General features: G+C 54.1%; 14 protein-coding genes. 7 read left to right on the top strand and 7 right to left on the bottom strand.

Going from position 1 to position 14,715, the window contains the following annotated elements:
- Nucleotides 1–29 precede the first annotated feature (29 nt).
- The 4 genes from IB222_RS17115 to ybbA all read right to left on the bottom strand — a co-directional run bounded on the left by IB222_RS17115 (nucleotide 30) and on the right by ybbA (nucleotide 5,539).
- On the bottom strand, nucleotides 30–860 hold the full coding sequence (locus IB222_RS17115; protein WP_003021862.1) for a MetQ/NlpA family ABC transporter substrate-binding protein: 831 nt from the start codon (nucleotides 858–860) through the stop codon (nucleotides 30–32).
- Between the two features lie 260 nt (nucleotides 861–1,120).
- Nucleotides 1,121–2,254 carry a porin gene (locus IB222_RS17120; RefSeq protein ID WP_148362317.1) on the bottom strand — a complete coding sequence of 378 codons (1,134 nt, stop codon included), beginning with the start codon at nucleotides 2,252–2,254 and terminating at the stop codon, nucleotides 1,121–1,123.
- Nucleotides 2,255–2,441: 187 nt separating this feature from the next.
- Complete coding sequence (ybbP, locus tag IB222_RS17125; protein WP_148362318.1) at nucleotides 2,442–4,856, bottom strand: putative ABC transporter permease subunit YbbP; 2,415 nt, start codon at nucleotides 4,854–4,856, stop codon at nucleotides 2,442–2,444.
- Nucleotides 4,853–5,539, bottom strand: a complete 687-nt coding sequence (gene ybbA / locus IB222_RS17130) for a putative ABC transporter ATP-binding protein YbbA (RefSeq protein ID WP_008783992.1) — start codon at nucleotides 5,537–5,539, stop codon at nucleotides 4,853–4,855. Before ybbA ends, ybbP begins: the two co-directional genes overlap by 4 nt.
- Here ybbA and tesA point away from each other — a divergent pair.
- The 3 genes from tesA (at nucleotide 5,507) to IB222_RS17145 (ending at nucleotide 7,971) form a co-directional block, all read left to right on the top strand.
- On the top strand, nucleotides 5,507–6,124 hold the full coding sequence (gene tesA / locus IB222_RS17135; protein WP_197718048.1) for a multifunctional acyl-CoA thioesterase I/protease I/lysophospholipase L1: 618 nt from the start codon (nucleotides 5,507–5,509) through the stop codon (nucleotides 6,122–6,124). The two genes, ybbA and tesA, sit on opposite strands and share 33 nt — an antisense overlap.
- Before the next feature lie 163 nt (nucleotides 6,125–6,287).
- Nucleotides 6,288–7,058, top strand: coding sequence for an SDR family oxidoreductase (locus IB222_RS17140; protein ID WP_003835790.1), 771 nt, complete (start codon nucleotides 6,288–6,290; stop codon nucleotides 7,056–7,058).
- A 58-nt stretch (nucleotides 7,059–7,116) separates the two neighbouring features.
- Nucleotides 7,117–7,971 carry a co-chaperone YbbN gene (locus IB222_RS17145; protein WP_003831076.1) on the top strand — a complete coding sequence of 285 codons (855 nt, stop codon included), beginning with the start codon at nucleotides 7,117–7,119 and terminating at the stop codon, nucleotides 7,969–7,971.
- A gap of 80 nt (nucleotides 7,972–8,051) precedes the next feature.
- Here IB222_RS17145 and fetB read toward each other — a convergent pair whose 3' ends face one another.
- Both fetB and fetA read right to left on the bottom strand, forming a co-directional pair.
- Nucleotides 8,052–8,831 carry an iron export ABC transporter permease subunit FetB gene (gene fetB, locus IB222_RS17150; RefSeq protein WP_038638405.1) on the bottom strand — a complete coding sequence of 260 codons (780 nt, stop codon included), beginning with the start codon at nucleotides 8,829–8,831 and terminating at the stop codon, nucleotides 8,052–8,054.
- Nucleotides 8,818–9,495: an iron ABC transporter ATP-binding protein FetA gene (gene fetA, locus IB222_RS17155; protein WP_003831074.1), complete on the bottom strand. Its 678-nt coding sequence runs from the start codon at nucleotides 9,493–9,495 to the stop codon at nucleotides 8,818–8,820. Before fetA ends, fetB begins: the two co-directional genes overlap by 14 nt.
- Nucleotides 9,496–9,828: 333 nt before the next feature.
- Between fetA and IB222_RS17160 the strand changes: the two genes are divergently transcribed.
- The 4 genes from IB222_RS17160 to IB222_RS17175 are packed head-to-tail and all read left to right on the top strand — an operon-like array spanning nucleotide 9,829 to nucleotide 14,051.
- Complete coding sequence (locus tag IB222_RS17160; protein ID WP_003831073.1) at nucleotides 9,829–10,746, top strand: SPFH domain-containing protein; 918 nt, start codon at nucleotides 9,829–9,831, stop codon at nucleotides 10,744–10,746.
- Nucleotides 10,743–11,201, top strand: a complete 459-nt coding sequence (locus IB222_RS17165) for an NfeD family protein (protein ID WP_149384090.1) — start codon at nucleotides 10,743–10,745, stop codon at nucleotides 11,199–11,201. Before IB222_RS17160 ends, IB222_RS17165 begins: the two co-directional genes overlap by 4 nt.
- Nucleotides 11,202–11,220: 19 nt before the next feature.
- Entirely contained in the window at nucleotides 11,221–13,365 is a 2,145-nt protein-coding gene (locus tag IB222_RS17170; protein WP_149384089.1) for a hypothetical protein, read from the top strand.
- Nucleotides 13,335–14,051: a DUF3142 domain-containing protein gene (locus IB222_RS17175; protein WP_149384088.1), complete on the top strand. Its 717-nt coding sequence runs from the start codon at nucleotides 13,335–13,337 to the stop codon at nucleotides 14,049–14,051. The genes IB222_RS17170 and IB222_RS17175 overlap by 31 nt, the downstream gene beginning before the upstream one ends.
- On the opposite strand, the gene cueR is transcribed toward IB222_RS17175, so the two are convergent.
- Entirely contained in the window at nucleotides 14,048–14,458 is a 411-nt protein-coding gene (cueR, locus tag IB222_RS17180; protein WP_079938421.1) for a Cu(I)-responsive transcriptional regulator, read from the bottom strand. The two genes, IB222_RS17175 and cueR, sit on opposite strands and share 4 nt — an antisense overlap.
- Nucleotides 14,459–14,715 lie beyond the last annotated feature (257 nt).

The raw sequence follows: 14,715 nt of genomic DNA on the forward strand, positions 1-14,715 counted from the left end.
CTGCCCCTGTTAACCCTTGTGCGCAGCGATTATTGGGCTGCCGACATCCATTCCGGTTTCTGGAAGGCGCTGTAGATATTTTGCGGATCGTCGATCACCGCACGATACGCCGGAGATTTCACCGCCTCGACAATATCTTTGGCGAACGGTTTATCCGCATCTTCACTGCGTACCGCGATGATATTTTTCAGATTTTCGTCCAGATGTTCCTGCTTGATGGCGCTGGCGAGATCCAGTTTTGCCGCTACGGCAAAGTTGCCGTTGACCAGCGCACCGGTCACACCGTCCAGCGTACGTGGCAGCTGTGCCGCCTCCAGCGGTTTAAACACCAGCCCTTTCGGGTTGCTGGCGATATCGCGCTCGGAGGCTTTAGTTGGATCAATATTGTCTTTGATGGTGATAAGGCCAATAGACTGCAGGAAACGCAGACCGCGAGCCAGGTTGGTGGGATCGTTGGAGAGCGTGATCACATCTCCTTTTTTCAACTCATCCAGGCTTTTGATTTTATGTGAGTAAAACCCCATCCCTGCCGTCGGGACCACAATCAGCTTGCTCAGCTTCAGGCCTTTATCTGCGGTGAATTTGTCAAAATAGAGCGAATGCTGGAACAGGTTAGCATCAATGCTGCCGTTGGAGAGCGCCATGTTTGGCTGCACGTAATCGCTGAATTCGCGCACCACTACCTTATAGCCTTTCTCTTTCAGCGTGGGGGCAATGGCCTGTTTCACCATATCACCGTATGGCCCAGGCGCGACGCCAAACACGATTGTGTGCGGGTCACTGTTCGCATGAGCAAACTGTAATCCACAGGCCAGTAACAGCGCCCCGGTCGCGACGCGTAAACTCTGACGCAATCCCATATTCTCTCCATTTTAACGTTGTGGTGTCATGTCTCACGCCGTTCTTGCGGCGTTGTTCTTGTTGGCCTGTTAACAGGCTGATTGTTAACATGACACAGATCACAACCTGCTGTCCTTGAAATTATTTCATGATGTTGCAGAGTATGTTTTTAAATGAAAGAAGGTATGAAAAAGCCGGATGTCGGCACAAGTGCCTTATCCGGCCTACAACAGCTTTCTTAGGCCCGATAAGCGCAAGCGCATCGGGCGGCAGGCGTCGATTAGAAATCGTAACGCAGACGCACCAGGTTCATATCGCCCAGATTGTCGGTGCTGGAGGTAAAGACGTGTTCGTAGTCAACACGGAAACCGTAATCCAGCTGGAAGCTGATCCCCACGCCGTTGTCGGTACGCAGGTAGTTACGGCCATTCACGTACTCAATACGGTCGCCCATAAAGTAAGGCTGAACGGATTTCAGCGCATACTGGCCAACCGGGAAGGTGTATCCCGCGAAGTATTCCAGACCCCAGGCATCACCGGCAAAGTAGTCGTTAACAGAGACTTTTTTGGTGGTCATGAAGTTTTGATACCAACCGCCGCCCAGCGAGAAGGTCCAGTTGTCCGGTTTCCAGCTCAGCGCAGTACCGACGATGTTTTGATCGTAGGTTTTGCTGGTGTTACCACGCATTTCCGCGCGGGTGTAGTTCCACGCCGTACCCCAGGTCAGGTCATCGGTGATGTGATAATCCGCACCCAGCGAGCCACCGCCTTTACGCTTGTAGCGCAGGCCGTTGTTCGGGTTGTAATCATCGCTAAACAGGTAAGACGCGTAGAGATCAACATCGCCAACCGTTTTCTTATACTTCAACGATTTACGCGTACGGTAGGAACCGTCATAGTCGCCATTGATACCGTTACCTGGTGCCTGACCGATCATGTCGTAGTCCCAGATATCGGTTTTCGCACCGACTACATCATAGTAAATGCTGTTCTGTTGACCGAAGGTCAGCGTACCCCAGGTTGCGCTCTTCAGACCGGTGTACAACATACGACGCGTGGTATCGTTGGCACCGTCAGCGTAGTGGTTATCCCAGTTGAACATCGCCGGGAAGTTAACGCCCAGCTCGTAGTAGCTCACCCAACTGATGTCATCAAACAGATAATAATCAGCGGCGAAGCGGAAACGTGTACCGCCATCGAAGCCATTACGTTTGTAGCCATTCTTACCATCGTCACCGGTCATATTCTGGAACTGCGGACGAATACTCCCGCCGACGGTGAAGTTAAGACGACTCAGCGGGTTGCCCGCCTGCGGATCTTGTTTCAGGACCGTGATTTCCGCCTGGGAGGCGAAAGTCGTTAATGCCACTGCTGCGCCGATCGATACCGCCAGCGCCGTTTTTTTTATAGTCATTATTTGTACCTTGATAGATAGCCTGCCAATTATTCAGCGTACAAATATTAACGTTTATTAATACACTCGTGTTGTCGGGTTTTTATTGTTCTGTGCTGTTAAATATCAACGAGTTATCAATTTGTGCTGCATAGATAAAAAAACGCACCGATTTAAAAAACCGGTGCGTAATCATCACGGATATGAATTAGCTACTGAACTGACGGAACAGCGCTTTGCCTTTTAGCAAACGTGAACCGAGCCATCCGCCGCATAAAGAGAGCAACAATGCCCCACAAAGCGGCAACACGGCCCACAGTCGCCAGTCTGGCTCCCACGGGAAATCAAACACTTTGGTTTGCAGTACCGCCAATGCGGTTTCCGCGCCGATGGCCGCCACCAGTCCGGCAACCATTCCGAGCATGGCAAACTCGCACCACAGCGTGGTACGCAGCAGCTTCTTACCCGCGCCCAGCGTGCGCCAGACCACCAGTTCCTGATGACGCTGACGCATCCCGACCTGGACCTGCGCCAATAGCAGCAGCATGCCACAGGCGGTGACCAGTACCACCATCACCTCCAGTGCGCGGCTCACCTGATCCAGCACCTGGCTCACCTGTTTGAGGATGGCGCCAATATCCAGCAGGCTGATGGTCGGGAATTCGCGGTTAAGCTGCGTTAGCATGCCGTTGCTGTTCTCCCAGCGAAAGCTGGTTAACCAGCTTTGCGGCTGAGCATCCAGCGCGCCGGAGGGGAAGATAAAGAAGAAGTTGGGCCGCAGGCTTTCCCAGTCCACTTTGCGCAGACTGCTGACCGTGGCGCTGAAATCCTGGGTGTCGCCCATAAAGGTCACTCGATCGCCGAGTTTGACGTTCAGCCGTTTCGCTAACCCCTCTTCCATCGACACTTCGCCCGCTTTTGGCGGCCAGCTTCCGGCGGTTATCGGGTTATGATCCGGTCGGGTATCCTGCCAGGTAAGATTAAGCTCGCGGTTCAGCGCCTCATCCTGATTGCCTTCGGTCGGCTTCTCATTGATCGCCGTCAGACGCGCCCGCACAATCGGATAGAACGATTCCGGGATCACCTGATGCTCGGACAGGAAAGCCTTCAGCGGAACCACCTGCTCGGTGGCAATGTTGATCAGAAAATAGTTCGGACTTTCCGGCGGCATTTGCTGCTGCCAGCGGTCGAGCAGATCGCCGCGCAGCACCAGTAACAACGCCAGCAGCATAAAGGAAAGCGAAAATGCCGATAGCTGGCTGAGCGTTGACCACGGCTGGCGTAACAGTCGACTGACCGCCAAACGCAGCGGCAGTGAGGAGAGCGTCAGACCACGCAGAACGTTGAGCAGCATCCAGCCGAGCACCCCGCACAACAGCGCCAGTACCACCGCACCAGCCAGTACCGCCCACAGCAGCGGACTTCCGCCCATCAGTCCAGCAAGCAGTGCAATCACGACTATCACGACCACCGGCAAATAAAACTTCAGCGGCCAGACGTTTGCCACCACGTCACGGCGTAGCACCCGCAGCGGCTGCGTCGCCAGCAGTAGGCGGTAAGGGCGTAACCCCACCAAGAGCGAAATCACCGTCATGGTGCCTAGTGCCCATAGCCACGGCCAGGGGCTGGCAGGCGGTAGTTCTCCGGGCAGAACCGGCTTGAGCAGCAGCACCAGCACGCGCTCAAATAACAGCCCGAATAGTCCGCCGGTCACGCCAGACAGCGCCAGCACCATCAGCCATTGACCAACAATCAGCCTACGCAGTTGCGCTCTGCCCGCACCGAGCGTTTTCAGAATAGCCACCAGATCGTAACGGCTGCGGCAATAATGGCTCATCGCCACGGCAACCGCGGCGACCGCCAGTAACAGCGTTAACAGCGCCGACAGCAGCAAGAACTGTTGCGAACGCTCAAGTGATTTCCCCAGCGCCCCTTCATCCTGCTCCAGCCCATACCAGCGCTGTTCAGGCTTTAACTGTGGCAGCAGCCACTTTTCATAGGCTTCCAGTTGCGACGGCGTCCCGCCAAATTTATAGCGCCAGGTCACGCGACTTCCCGGCTGGACCGCCGCCGTTTTTTCGACATCCGCCATGTTCATCATCAGACGCGGTGCTATCTGGAACGGATTAAAACCAGAGTCCGGCTCCTGCACCACCTCCCCGGCAATACGCAGCGTGGCATCGCCAACGTCGATGGAATCACCGACTTTTAAGTTGAGCAGCGCCATCAGTCGCGGGGCCAGCAGCACCGAGCCCGGCTGTGGTTTCAGCCCCGGCGGATTGGTCTGCAACGTGCCGTACATCGGATACACATCATCCACCGCTTTGACGTTCGCCAGTTGCGGCGTATCCCGGGCAAAAGTCATGGTGGCAAAGGTGAGTTGTTCACCCACCTTCAGGCCACGCTGTCGCGCCTCGTCAATCCACGCTTTCGGCACAGTACGCGAACTTTGTAGCGACCGATCGCCCGCCATAAACTCCCGGCTTTGCTGGCTCAGCCCTTTTTCCATACGATCGCTGATATTGCCCAGCGCCAGCACACAAGCTACCGCCAGGCTCAGCGCCAGCCAGACAATCAGTAATGAAGGCGAGCGCCATTCGCGCCAGAACCAGCGTGCAATCATGCCTCCTCCTGCAACTGTCCGTTCACCAGGCGTAAACGCCGATCGCAACGCGCCGCCAACTGCGGGTCATGGGTCACCAGAATCAGGGTGGTACCGTGTTCCCGATTCAGAGAAAACAGCAGGTCGGCGATTTTGTCTCCGGTCTGGCGGTCCAGATTGCCCGTTGGTTCATCGGCAAACAGCACGTCAGGGCGACCGTTAAAGGCCCGCGCCAACGCCACGCGCTGCTGCTCCCCGCCGGAAAGCTGGGCCGGAAGATGATCAAGACGTTTTCCCAACCCCAGTTGCTCCAGCAGCGTTTTTGCCCCGTCACGACTTTTTCCGCTGTTTTCGCCGCGTAGCAGCGCGGGTAGTTCGACGTTTTCCAGCGCGTTGAGGGTCGGAATTAACATGAATGACTGGAAGACAAAACCCACGTGCCGCGCCCGCAGCTGCGCCCGGGCTTCTTCGTCCATGGTGTGCAGCGCCTGCCCCACCAGACTGACTTCACCGCTGGTGCCATCGTCCAGCCCGGCGAGAATCGCCAGCAGCGTGGATTTCCCCGATCCCGACTCGCCAATCAACGCAATGGTCTCGGCGCGTTTGACAACCAGTTCAACTCCGGTAAGGATGGATAGCTCATGATCACCCTGACCGACGGATTTCTTAAGATGATGAACTTCAACAATGTTTTCCGCTGGCATTGGCCTTTCCTGTTCCTGGTCCTGTTAACTTTCCGCGCCGCCGCTGCGGACACGTTATTAATTCTGGGTGACAGCCTGAGCGCCGGATACCGTATGTCCGCCAGCGCCGCGTGGCCTGCGCTACTTAATGATAAATGGCAAACCAGAACGCCGGTGGTGAATGCCAGTATTAGCGGCGACACCTCGCAGCAAGGTCTGGCCCGTCTGCCTGCATTGCTCAAGCAGCACCAGCCGCGCTGGGTGCTGGTCGAACTTGGCGGCAACGACGGCCTGCGCGGCTTTGCGCCTGCGCAAACCGAACAAACCCTGCGAACAATTTTGCAGGACGTGAAAGCGGCAAATGCCGAACCACTGCTGATGCAAATTCGTCTGCCGGCAAACTACGGTCGCCGTTATAATGAAACCTTTAGCGCGATTTATCCAAAGCTCGCCAAAGAGTTTGATGTTCCTCTGCTGCCATTTTTCATGGAAGAGGTTTATCTGAAACCCCAGTGGATGCAGGATGACGGTATTCATCCTAACCGTGATGCCCAGCCGTTTATCGCCGACTGGATGGCGCAACATCTCACACCTTTTCTATCCTAAATAATTCGAGTTGTATGAAGGCGGCAAGTGAGAGAGTTCCCAGGAGCATAGATAACTATGTGACTGGGGGGAGCGAGCGTAGCCAACGCACAGACAACTTGAAGTATGACGGATATAGTAAATCACGACTCATAAAACAACGGAGATCCTGACAGGTAAAGTTATGCAAAAATCGGTCTTAATAACAGGATGTTCCAGCGGAATCGGCCTGGAAAGTGCGCTTGAGCTAAAGCGCCAGGGTTTTCAAATTCTGGCAGGCTGTCGCAAACCTGACGATGTCGCGCGTATGAACAGCATGGGATTCACGGGCGTGTTGCTGGATCTGGATTCACCCGAAAGCGTGGATCGTGCCGCCGATGAAGTGATCGCCCTGACCGATAATCGTTTATATGGGATCTTTAACAACGCCGGATACGGTGTCTATGGTCCACTGCCCACCATCAGCCGTGAACAGATGGAACAGCAGTTCTCCGCCAACTTTTTTGGCGCACATCAGCTTACCATGCGCCTGTTACCTGCCATGTTACCCCACGGCGAAGGGCGCATTGTGATGACCTCATCGGTGATGGGATTGATCTCAACGCCGGGACGCGGCGCCTATGCCGCCAGCAAATATGCACTGGAAGCCTGGTCCGACGCACTGCGTATGGAACTGCGCCATAGCGGGATTAAGGTCAGTCTGATTGAACCCGGCCCCATCCGTACCCGCTTTACCGAAAACGTCAACCAGACCCAGAGCGATGCTCCCGTTGAAAATCCCGGCATTGCCGCGCGTTTTACGCTGGGACCAGAAGCGGTTGTCGCCAAAGTGCGTCATGCGTTTGAGAGCGATAAACCAAAGCTACGTTATCCGGTTACGCTGGTGACCTGGGCAGTGATGCTGCTTAAACGCCTGTTACCAGGTCGCATAATGGACAAAATTTTACAGGGTTGAGTTGAAGCACGCGCGTCAGCCCCCATGTAACAAGAAATCGACAAAAGAGAGTAACTCCATGTCCACACAGAATATTGTTAACATTAACGAATCGAACCTACAGCAGACCCTTGAACAGTCGATGACCACGCCGGTCCTGTTCTATTTTTGGTCTGAGCGCAGCCAGCATTGTCTGCAATTAACGCCGGTACTGGAGAGCCTTGCCGCCCAGTATAACGGTCAGTTTATTCTCGCTAAGCTGGACTGCGATGCCGAGCAGATGATCGCCTCCCAGTTTGGTCTGCGCGCGATCCCTACGGTTTATCTGTTCCAGAACGGCCAGCCGGTAGATGGATTCCAGGGCCCGCAGCCGGAAGAGGTTATTCGCGCGCTGCTGGAGAAAGTGCTGCCGAGCGAAGAAGAGCTGAAAGCACGCCAGGCTATCGAATTCATCGAAGCCGGTAATCACGCGGATGCACTGCCGTTGCTGAAAGAAGCCTGGCAGATCTCCAACCAGAGCAGCGAAATTGGTCTGCTACTGGCGGAAACACAAATCGCCCTGAACCGTTCTGATGAAGCCGAAGCGGTACTGAAAACCATTCCGTTGCAGGATCAGGACACCCGCTATCAGGGGCTGATCGCGCAGATTGAACTGCTGAAACAGGCAGCTGATACGCCGGAAATCCAACAGTTGCAGCAGCAGGTCGCCAACAATCCGCAGGATGCGGCACTGGCAACGCAGTTGGCTATTCAGTTACACCAGGTCGGACGTAACGAAGAATCACTGGAATTACTGTTCAGCCACCTGAAGAAAGATCTTACGGCTGCCGATGGTCAGGCACGTAAGACCTTCCAGGAGATCCTTGCCGCACTGGGTACGGGCGATGCGCTGGCCTCGAAGTACCGCCGCCAGCTGTACGCGCTGCTGTACTAATCCATTTGATTTTGCCCGATAGCGCCTGCGCGCTTATCGGGCCTGTAAATTCGACAAATACCGATCCCTCCGGCATCACATCACGTCTTTTTCAAATGCGTTACAACTAATTGGTGGCGCGAATTATAGAATTTTCGATAAGTTAAGTAGCAGGCAATAATGGTCGACAGGCTGGCGGTTGATAGCAGCATAAACGTCACCATAATCTGATACTTAATTGCTTTTACCGGGTCAATACCTGCAAAGATCAATCCTGACATCATCCCCGGTAAACTCACCAGCCCCACGGTTTTCGCTGAATCGATCGTCGGGATCAGCGAGGCGCGAATGCTGTCGCGAATAAGCGGCGCAGAGGCTACTTTCGGCGTTGCGCCGAGGCTGAGTTTTTCCTGAATTTGCTGCTGCTCGCTGTTAAATCGCTGCCCCAAATTGTTGTAACACAGCCCCACGGCCACCATCGCATTGCCTGCAATCATGCCGGAGATCGGGATGACCTGCATCGGCGTGAACTCGATAGAGCCTGAAAGAACCAGCACCGAAAGCGTTAGCCCCGCTCCCACCGTAATAGCAATAAACGACGAGAGAAAAGCGTTATCTATATATTTACTGCGTTTTTGCGCGTTATAGGCCGCGTTAAAGCAGATAAACAGCACCATCAATAAGGTCAGAATGCTATGGTTGACGCCGAAAATATATTTCAGCACGTAGCCTACGATAATAAGCTGAACCACTGCCCGGCACACGCTCCAGAGAATATCTTTTTCCAGCGCCAGCTTTTCTTTGTTGCTAATCAGTATCGCGACCACCACCAGCATCATCGCTAATGCCAGGGATTCATTGGTAATATTATGCTCGTTCATTGCTTACTTCCTGCATTTCACCGGCGTGCGGTTGAAGGGTTATGACGTTATCCGCATGTTCAATTTCATCTTTGTCATGCGTCACCCACAGCACAGCAATATTCTTATCGCGAACATAGTGGTGAATTAATTCGTTCACATTACGCTTGTTGGCTTCATCCAGCGCGCTGGTGATTTCATCAAGCAGCAGAATTTTCGGCAGAAACTGCAAATTACGAATTAACGAGACCCGCTGCTTTTCGCCGCCGGATAGCTCATTGATATTTTTTTTGAGGATCGTCTCGGGTAACTCAAAGCGGGCCAGATCGGCCAGAAACACATCTGGATCCGGACTTTTGTTGCGGATTTGCCAGGGGAAAATGAGATTGTCGTAAACGGTGTCACCAAACAAAGCGGGCGTTTGCGCGCAATAAGAGACCTGCTGGCGATACGTTTCCGGCTTGAGGGTATTTATCTCTTTGCCCTCAAAGAGAATCTCACCACCAGTCGGACTTATTAACGACGCCACAATCTTGAGTAACGTACTTTTACCACAGCCGGACTGGCCGGTAATCAGCTTAAATTCTCCGGCGCGGAGATCAAAACAGATGTTATTAAGAACCTGCGTCGCCCCTGCCTGCCACGCGACATTTTTTAACTGAAGCAGAATGCTGCTTTCTTCCATTACCAATCCCTTTTTACATCTTTCGTGCAGACAGTGTATACCCAAAATAATTCGAGTTGCATGACGGCGGCAAGTGAGTGAACCTCCGGGAGCATAGTTAACTATGTGACTGGGGTGAGCGACAAATCTGCCGGGAGCAAATTTGAGCGCTGCTTACAGCGGCCCCGCAGGGGCGAGGCCCAGGGATGGGCCGAGTAACGCAGCTAACGCACATGCAACTTGAAGTATGACGGGTATATCCCTGTAATTTATTATAGGGGAGCTCACCTTGATAAATCGGGTATAATTTGACTAATGAGGCAGTAAAGGACAGCACAACAGGAGGTTTCATCAATGCTCATTTTTATTCCTATTCTTATTTTTGTCGCGCTGGTGATCGTCGGCGCAGGCGTCAAAATCGTCCCGCAGGGATATCAGTGGACGGTAGAGCGTTTTGGCCGTTACACCAAAACCCTGCAACCGGGTTTAAGCCTTGTTGTACCGTTCATGGACCGCATTGGTCGTAAGATCAATATGATGGAACAGGTGCTTGATATCCCCTCTCAGGAAGTCATCTCCAAAGATAACGCCAACGTCTCGATTGATGCTGTGTGCTTTATTCAGGTGATCGACGCGCCGAAAGCCGCGTATGAAGTCAGCAACCTGGAACTGGCGATCATCAACCTGACCATGACCAACATTCGTACTGTTCTCGGCTCGATGGAGCTCGATGAAATGCTCTCCCAGCGCGACAACATCAACACGCGCCTGCTGCATATCGTTGATGAGGCCACCAATCCCTGGGGAATAAAAATCACCCGTATTGAGATTCGCGACGTGCGTCCTCCTGCAGAACTTATCGACGCCATGAACGCGCAAATGAAAGCCGAACGTACCAAGCGCGCCTACATTCTTGAAGCCGAAGGGATCCGTCAGGCAGAAATCGTTAAGGCCGAAGGTGAGAAGCAATCGAAAATCCTCATTGCGGAAGGTGAACGTCAGTCCGCATTTTTACAGGCTGAAGCGCGTGAACGTTCCGCAGAAGCAGAAGCCCGCGCCACGCAGATGGTGTCTGAGGCCATTGCCGCCGGGGATATTCAGGCCGTGAACTACTTCGTGGCACAGAAATACACCGAAGCGCTGCAGCATATCGGCTCGTCGAATAACAGCAAAGTGGTGATGATGCCACTGGATGCCAGTAGCCTGATGGGCTCCATTGCCGGGATCGCCGAACTGGTTAAGGACAGCGCCAGCGAGCGGAAAAAATCATGATAGCGATGATTCTGGTGCACCCGCACATCTTCTGGCTCAGCCTCGGCGGTTTGCTACTCGCCGCCGAGATGCTGGGCGGCAACGGCTATCTGCTGTGGAGCGGCGTGGCTGCGGTGATTACCGGTCTTGTCGTCTGGCTCGTTCCGCTAGACTGGGCGTGGCAGGGGGCGATGTTCGCCGCCCTCACCCTGCTGGCGGCCTGGCTGTGGTGGAAGTGGCTGGCAAGGCGCGTTCAGGAGCAAAAGCCAGCCGACAGCCATCTTAACCAGCGCGGACAACAGCTGGTTGGCCGTCGATTTATTCTGGAAACCCCCCTGGTCAATGGTCGCGGACATATGCGCGTCGGCGACAGTTCCTGGCCCGTTAGCGCCCGTGACGATTTGAGCGCCGGAACGCAGGTTGAAGTCATTGCCGTTGAGGGAATCACCCTGATTATAAAAGCGGTATCACACTAAAGAGACAGGAAATAAGACTATGGTCAGGAAGACACCCCTTGCCTTTGCCCTTTGCACATTGCTGACCGCCGCCCCGCAGGCATTCGCTTCGTTCGATATGGAAGACTGCAAATGGAGCGACGACAGCTGTCTACTAAAGGGAACGCCGACCTTTAACCCTGAAAACGACAGCCGTGACAACCTGCTGCGGCTGCTGAGCCAGGAAAAATCATTTGCTCTGCCGGTGCAATCAATGCCCGCAGACATCACCCGCTCCCGTGATTTCTATTTTGCCTATCACCCGCAGTGGGATGAGGCTGCCCCGCAGCCAGCCGCTGCTCCGGCATCCGCCGCAGACAGCCCTCTCTCCCAACAGATGGCCGAGCTGAACATTAGCGCCGACGAAATAAACATCAACGACGCTGAGCTTGAGAACCGCCATGTTTCGAATAACACCGAGAGCGTCAGCGCGTTTTTTGCCGCGCTGTTGGCCGATTCCACGTTAACGGCGGAACAGCGTCAGGCCTTAGCCCAGGCGCGTACAGGACTGCTTTCCGGAGCAACCCGCGAGCAAATTGAGTCTTCTCTTGCTACCTTCCCGGCAGATTCTCCTGCTCTGCCCTATAAAAGCTATCTGGCAGCAGCCGCCAGTTTCTATGCCGGTGATTATGCCAGTGCCGAACGGGATTTCGCTCAGCTTGCCAAAAGCGATCGTCCGTGGCTGGCAGAGACCGCGCAATACATGCTGATGCGCACTGCGTTGAACAAGAGCAGTCAGAACAGCGTGGGCGAGTACGGCGATTTTGATATCGCGAAAATTAACCACGAGGACGCTACTCAGGCTCAGACGCTGGCGCAGGCCTATTTGCAGCGTTTTCCTCAAGGACTCTACGCCGACTCAGCGCGCAGCATGTTGCGCCGGATTAACTGGTATTTACAGGCGTGGCCGCAGTTAGCCGGGTTGTATGAACAGACGCTTCAGCAGTCGGCTGACGCACATCAACTGCGCGAAAATGTCATCGAATACGATAATGTCTATGGCATGGCGTTCTACGACCAGTCCGTCGTTGAGGCCTTCCCCGACGCGCCGCGAGTCAGCTATATCGAACTACTACGCGCGTTGCGCCTGGATAACAACAGCAAACCGACGCTGACGCAGGCACAGCTCGATGCCAGCAAACCGGTGTTTGAACAGAGCCAAAAACTGGCGCTGTGGCGCGATCTGCAACTGAATCTGTGGCTGGCGACGGGCAACTACGCCGCGATTATTCAGGCAGTTACGCCAGCGCAGAAGCTTGCCGCTCACGATACTCTCGCCTTCAGCGAACAGGTACTTTACGGCGAAGCACTAATGGGTCAGAAGAAATGGGCCGAGGCGCGCGATTTCTGGCAGCAGTTGCTAAAACTTAGTCAGGACAACGAACAGCAGCAGTATGTACAGGCCAAACTGGCCGCCACGCTGGTGTATAGCGGCGACGTGGAGGCAATTTTTGCCCCAGAAAGCGCTGTGACCAACCTGCGCTTTCGCTCGCAGGTGCTGAAAACACAGGCCACGCCAGAACTGCTGCGCCAGCAGGCCGCCCACGGTCCTAATAACGAAGAGCGTACCATTGCGCTGCATACGCTGCTGGTGCGGGATCTTACTGAAAACCGCTTTAGCGACTGGCTGAATGACAGAAAACTGGCCAGCGCAATTACGCCTCCGGTCATTAGCGAAGCGTTTGCTGACGTTAACCTGAGCATATTCGACTGGAATGGCGACACGGCGCAGGCGGGCTATACGTGTCGCAGCCTCAATGAAACGGTAACGGTATTGAGCAAAAAAGCGGATGATGCTCACGCGCTGAACTGCCTGGGCGAATTCTTCCGCACCACGCAAACACATGTTGATCTGTGGAAAAACAGCGCTGGCAACGACGTGCTTGAATCAGCTATCTCGCGCAAGAAACCGTTGGGCCAGTTCGACAGACAGAGTTACTACCAGCAGGTAATCACCTCGCCCACCGCGGAAGTCGAAGATAGGAGCTTCGCGCTGTATCGCGCCATCATGTGTTATGCGCCGTCAGGCGCTAACGAATGTGGCGGTGAAGACGTGGATAAACTGCAGCGTAAGGGCTGGTTCACCCAACTGAAAACGCAGTATCCGGGAAGTCCGTGGGCGCAAAAACTCAAATATTACTGGTAACCGCACTGCTGCTGGGCCAGGCACAGGCGGCGGATATCGTCGCCGCCCGTGAACATTCAGCCTTCTGGCTGTGGTCCGGAGTGAAGGCCAGTGACGAGCTGAAAAACGCGCAAACGGTCTATCTGCATCAGGGAGAAGTTCTGATTCGTTCCGGTAACGTGGTTTTCCAGCGTCTCGGTTTGCCGGTCAGTCGTCTGTCTTTTCCCTCAATCTGGCTGACCGTACGCTTTACAACCCTCGACGTGCCGGAAGAGATCCCGGCGCGTATCATCCGGTTGATGCAGCGCTGGCAGACCGCCGGGAATCACGTCATCGGCCTGCAGGTTGATTTTGACGCGGCGACCCATCAGCTTGCCGACTACGCCCGCTTTCTGCAGCAACTACGCCAACAGCTCCCGACCGAGTTTGCGCTAGGCGTAACCGGACTACTGGATTGGGCAAAAACGGGCGATGTCGCCACACTGAACGCGTTGGCGGTCGATGAACTGGTGGTGCAAAGCTATCAGGGGCGTCACACGGTGACGAATTATCAGGCGTATTTGCCCGCGCTCAGCCACCTGCGCATTCCATTCAAGCTGGGACTGGTGCAAAACGGTAACCGTGATCCACAGGCTGAAGCGCAGCTTGAGAAATCCCCGTGGTATCGCGGCACGGTGGTGTTTATGCTCAATCCCTCTCGCCGTTAAGCCTTGGCTTTGTGATGGCAGCAGCCTGAGAGATTATCAATGATTGGGCATTCGGCACTGTCATCGCCGGGGCAACTGTCTGCCAGCGCCAGCAAATGCAAGCGCATGGCCTGCAATTCTCTGATATGCCGCTCAATATCCGCCACCTTTTCCAGGGTGCGCTTTTTCACATCCGCGCTATGACGCGCCGGATCGTTAAACAGGTTTACCAGCTCGCCGCACTCTTCCAGGTTAAACCCAACCTGCCGCGCCTGACGCAGCAACGTCAGTTCATTCAGATGCTGTTGGTTGTAAGTGCGATAGCCATTGTCACTACGCAGCGGCGGCGTCACCAGTCCTTTCTCTTCATAAAAGCGAATGGCTTTGCTGGTTAAACCGGTTTTTTTCGCAACATCGCTAATATTCACATTTCCCCCGCGGTGCTTGTTGGTGCTGAGCCACATTATAGCCCAGATTGCCGTAATCATTTACCCGAGAAATCTGCACATTTTAAGTCAATAAAGAGATGAATAAATCCTTTCTATTCACATTGTTATACCCGATACAGATCACATTTCAGTATTTATTGACCGTACAAAATTGACTCAAATCAAAAGATATATTGGTTATACATCTTTCATATTGAACAAAGGGAAACATTTTTATATACAAATGCGAATGATAA

The organism is Citrobacter sp. C13 (assembly GCF_014596815.2).
Classification (GTDB): Bacteria; Pseudomonadota; Gammaproteobacteria; order Enterobacterales; family Enterobacteriaceae; genus Citrobacter; species Citrobacter portucalensis.

Excerpts from the sequence above, each read along its gene's own strand:
- fetA (WP_003831074.1), bottom strand. The coding sequence starts at position 9,495 with ATGGAAGAAAGCAGCATTCTGCTTCAGTTAAAAAATGTCGCGTGGCAG.
- IB222_RS17140 (WP_003835790.1), top strand. The coding sequence starts at position 6,288 with ATGCAAAAATCGGTCTTAATAACAGGATGTTCCAGCGGAATCGGCCTG.
- IB222_RS17120 (WP_148362317.1), bottom strand. The coding sequence starts at position 2,254 with ATGACTATAAAAAAAACGGCGCTGGCGGTATCGATCGGCGCAGCAGTG.
- tesA (WP_197718048.1), top strand. The coding sequence starts at position 5,507 with ATGATGAACTTCAACAATGTTTTCCGCTGGCATTGGCCTTTCCTGTTC.
- IB222_RS17115 (WP_003021862.1), bottom strand. The coding sequence starts at position 860 with ATGGGATTGCGTCAGAGTTTACGCGTCGCGACCGGGGCGCTGTTACTG.
- IB222_RS17160 (WP_003831073.1), top strand. The coding sequence starts at position 9,829 with ATGCTCATTTTTATTCCTATTCTTATTTTTGTCGCGCTGGTGATCGTC.
- IB222_RS17165 (WP_149384090.1), top strand. The coding sequence starts at position 10,743 with ATGATAGCGATGATTCTGGTGCACCCGCACATCTTCTGGCTCAGCCTC.
- fetB (WP_038638405.1), bottom strand. The coding sequence starts at position 8,831 with ATGAACGAGCATAATATTACCAATGAATCCCTGGCATTAGCGATGATG.
- IB222_RS17145 (WP_003831076.1), top strand. The coding sequence starts at position 7,117 with ATGTCCACACAGAATATTGTTAACATTAACGAATCGAACCTACAGCAG.
- ybbP (WP_148362318.1), bottom strand. The coding sequence starts at position 4,856 with ATGATTGCACGCTGGTTCTGGCGCGAATGGCGCTCGCCTTCATTACTG.
- IB222_RS17170 (WP_149384089.1), top strand. The coding sequence starts at position 11,221 with ATGGTCAGGAAGACACCCCTTGCCTTTGCCCTTTGCACATTGCTGACC.
- ybbA (WP_008783992.1), bottom strand. The coding sequence starts at position 5,539 with ATGCCAGCGGAAAACATTGTTGAAGTTCATCATCTTAAGAAATCCGTC.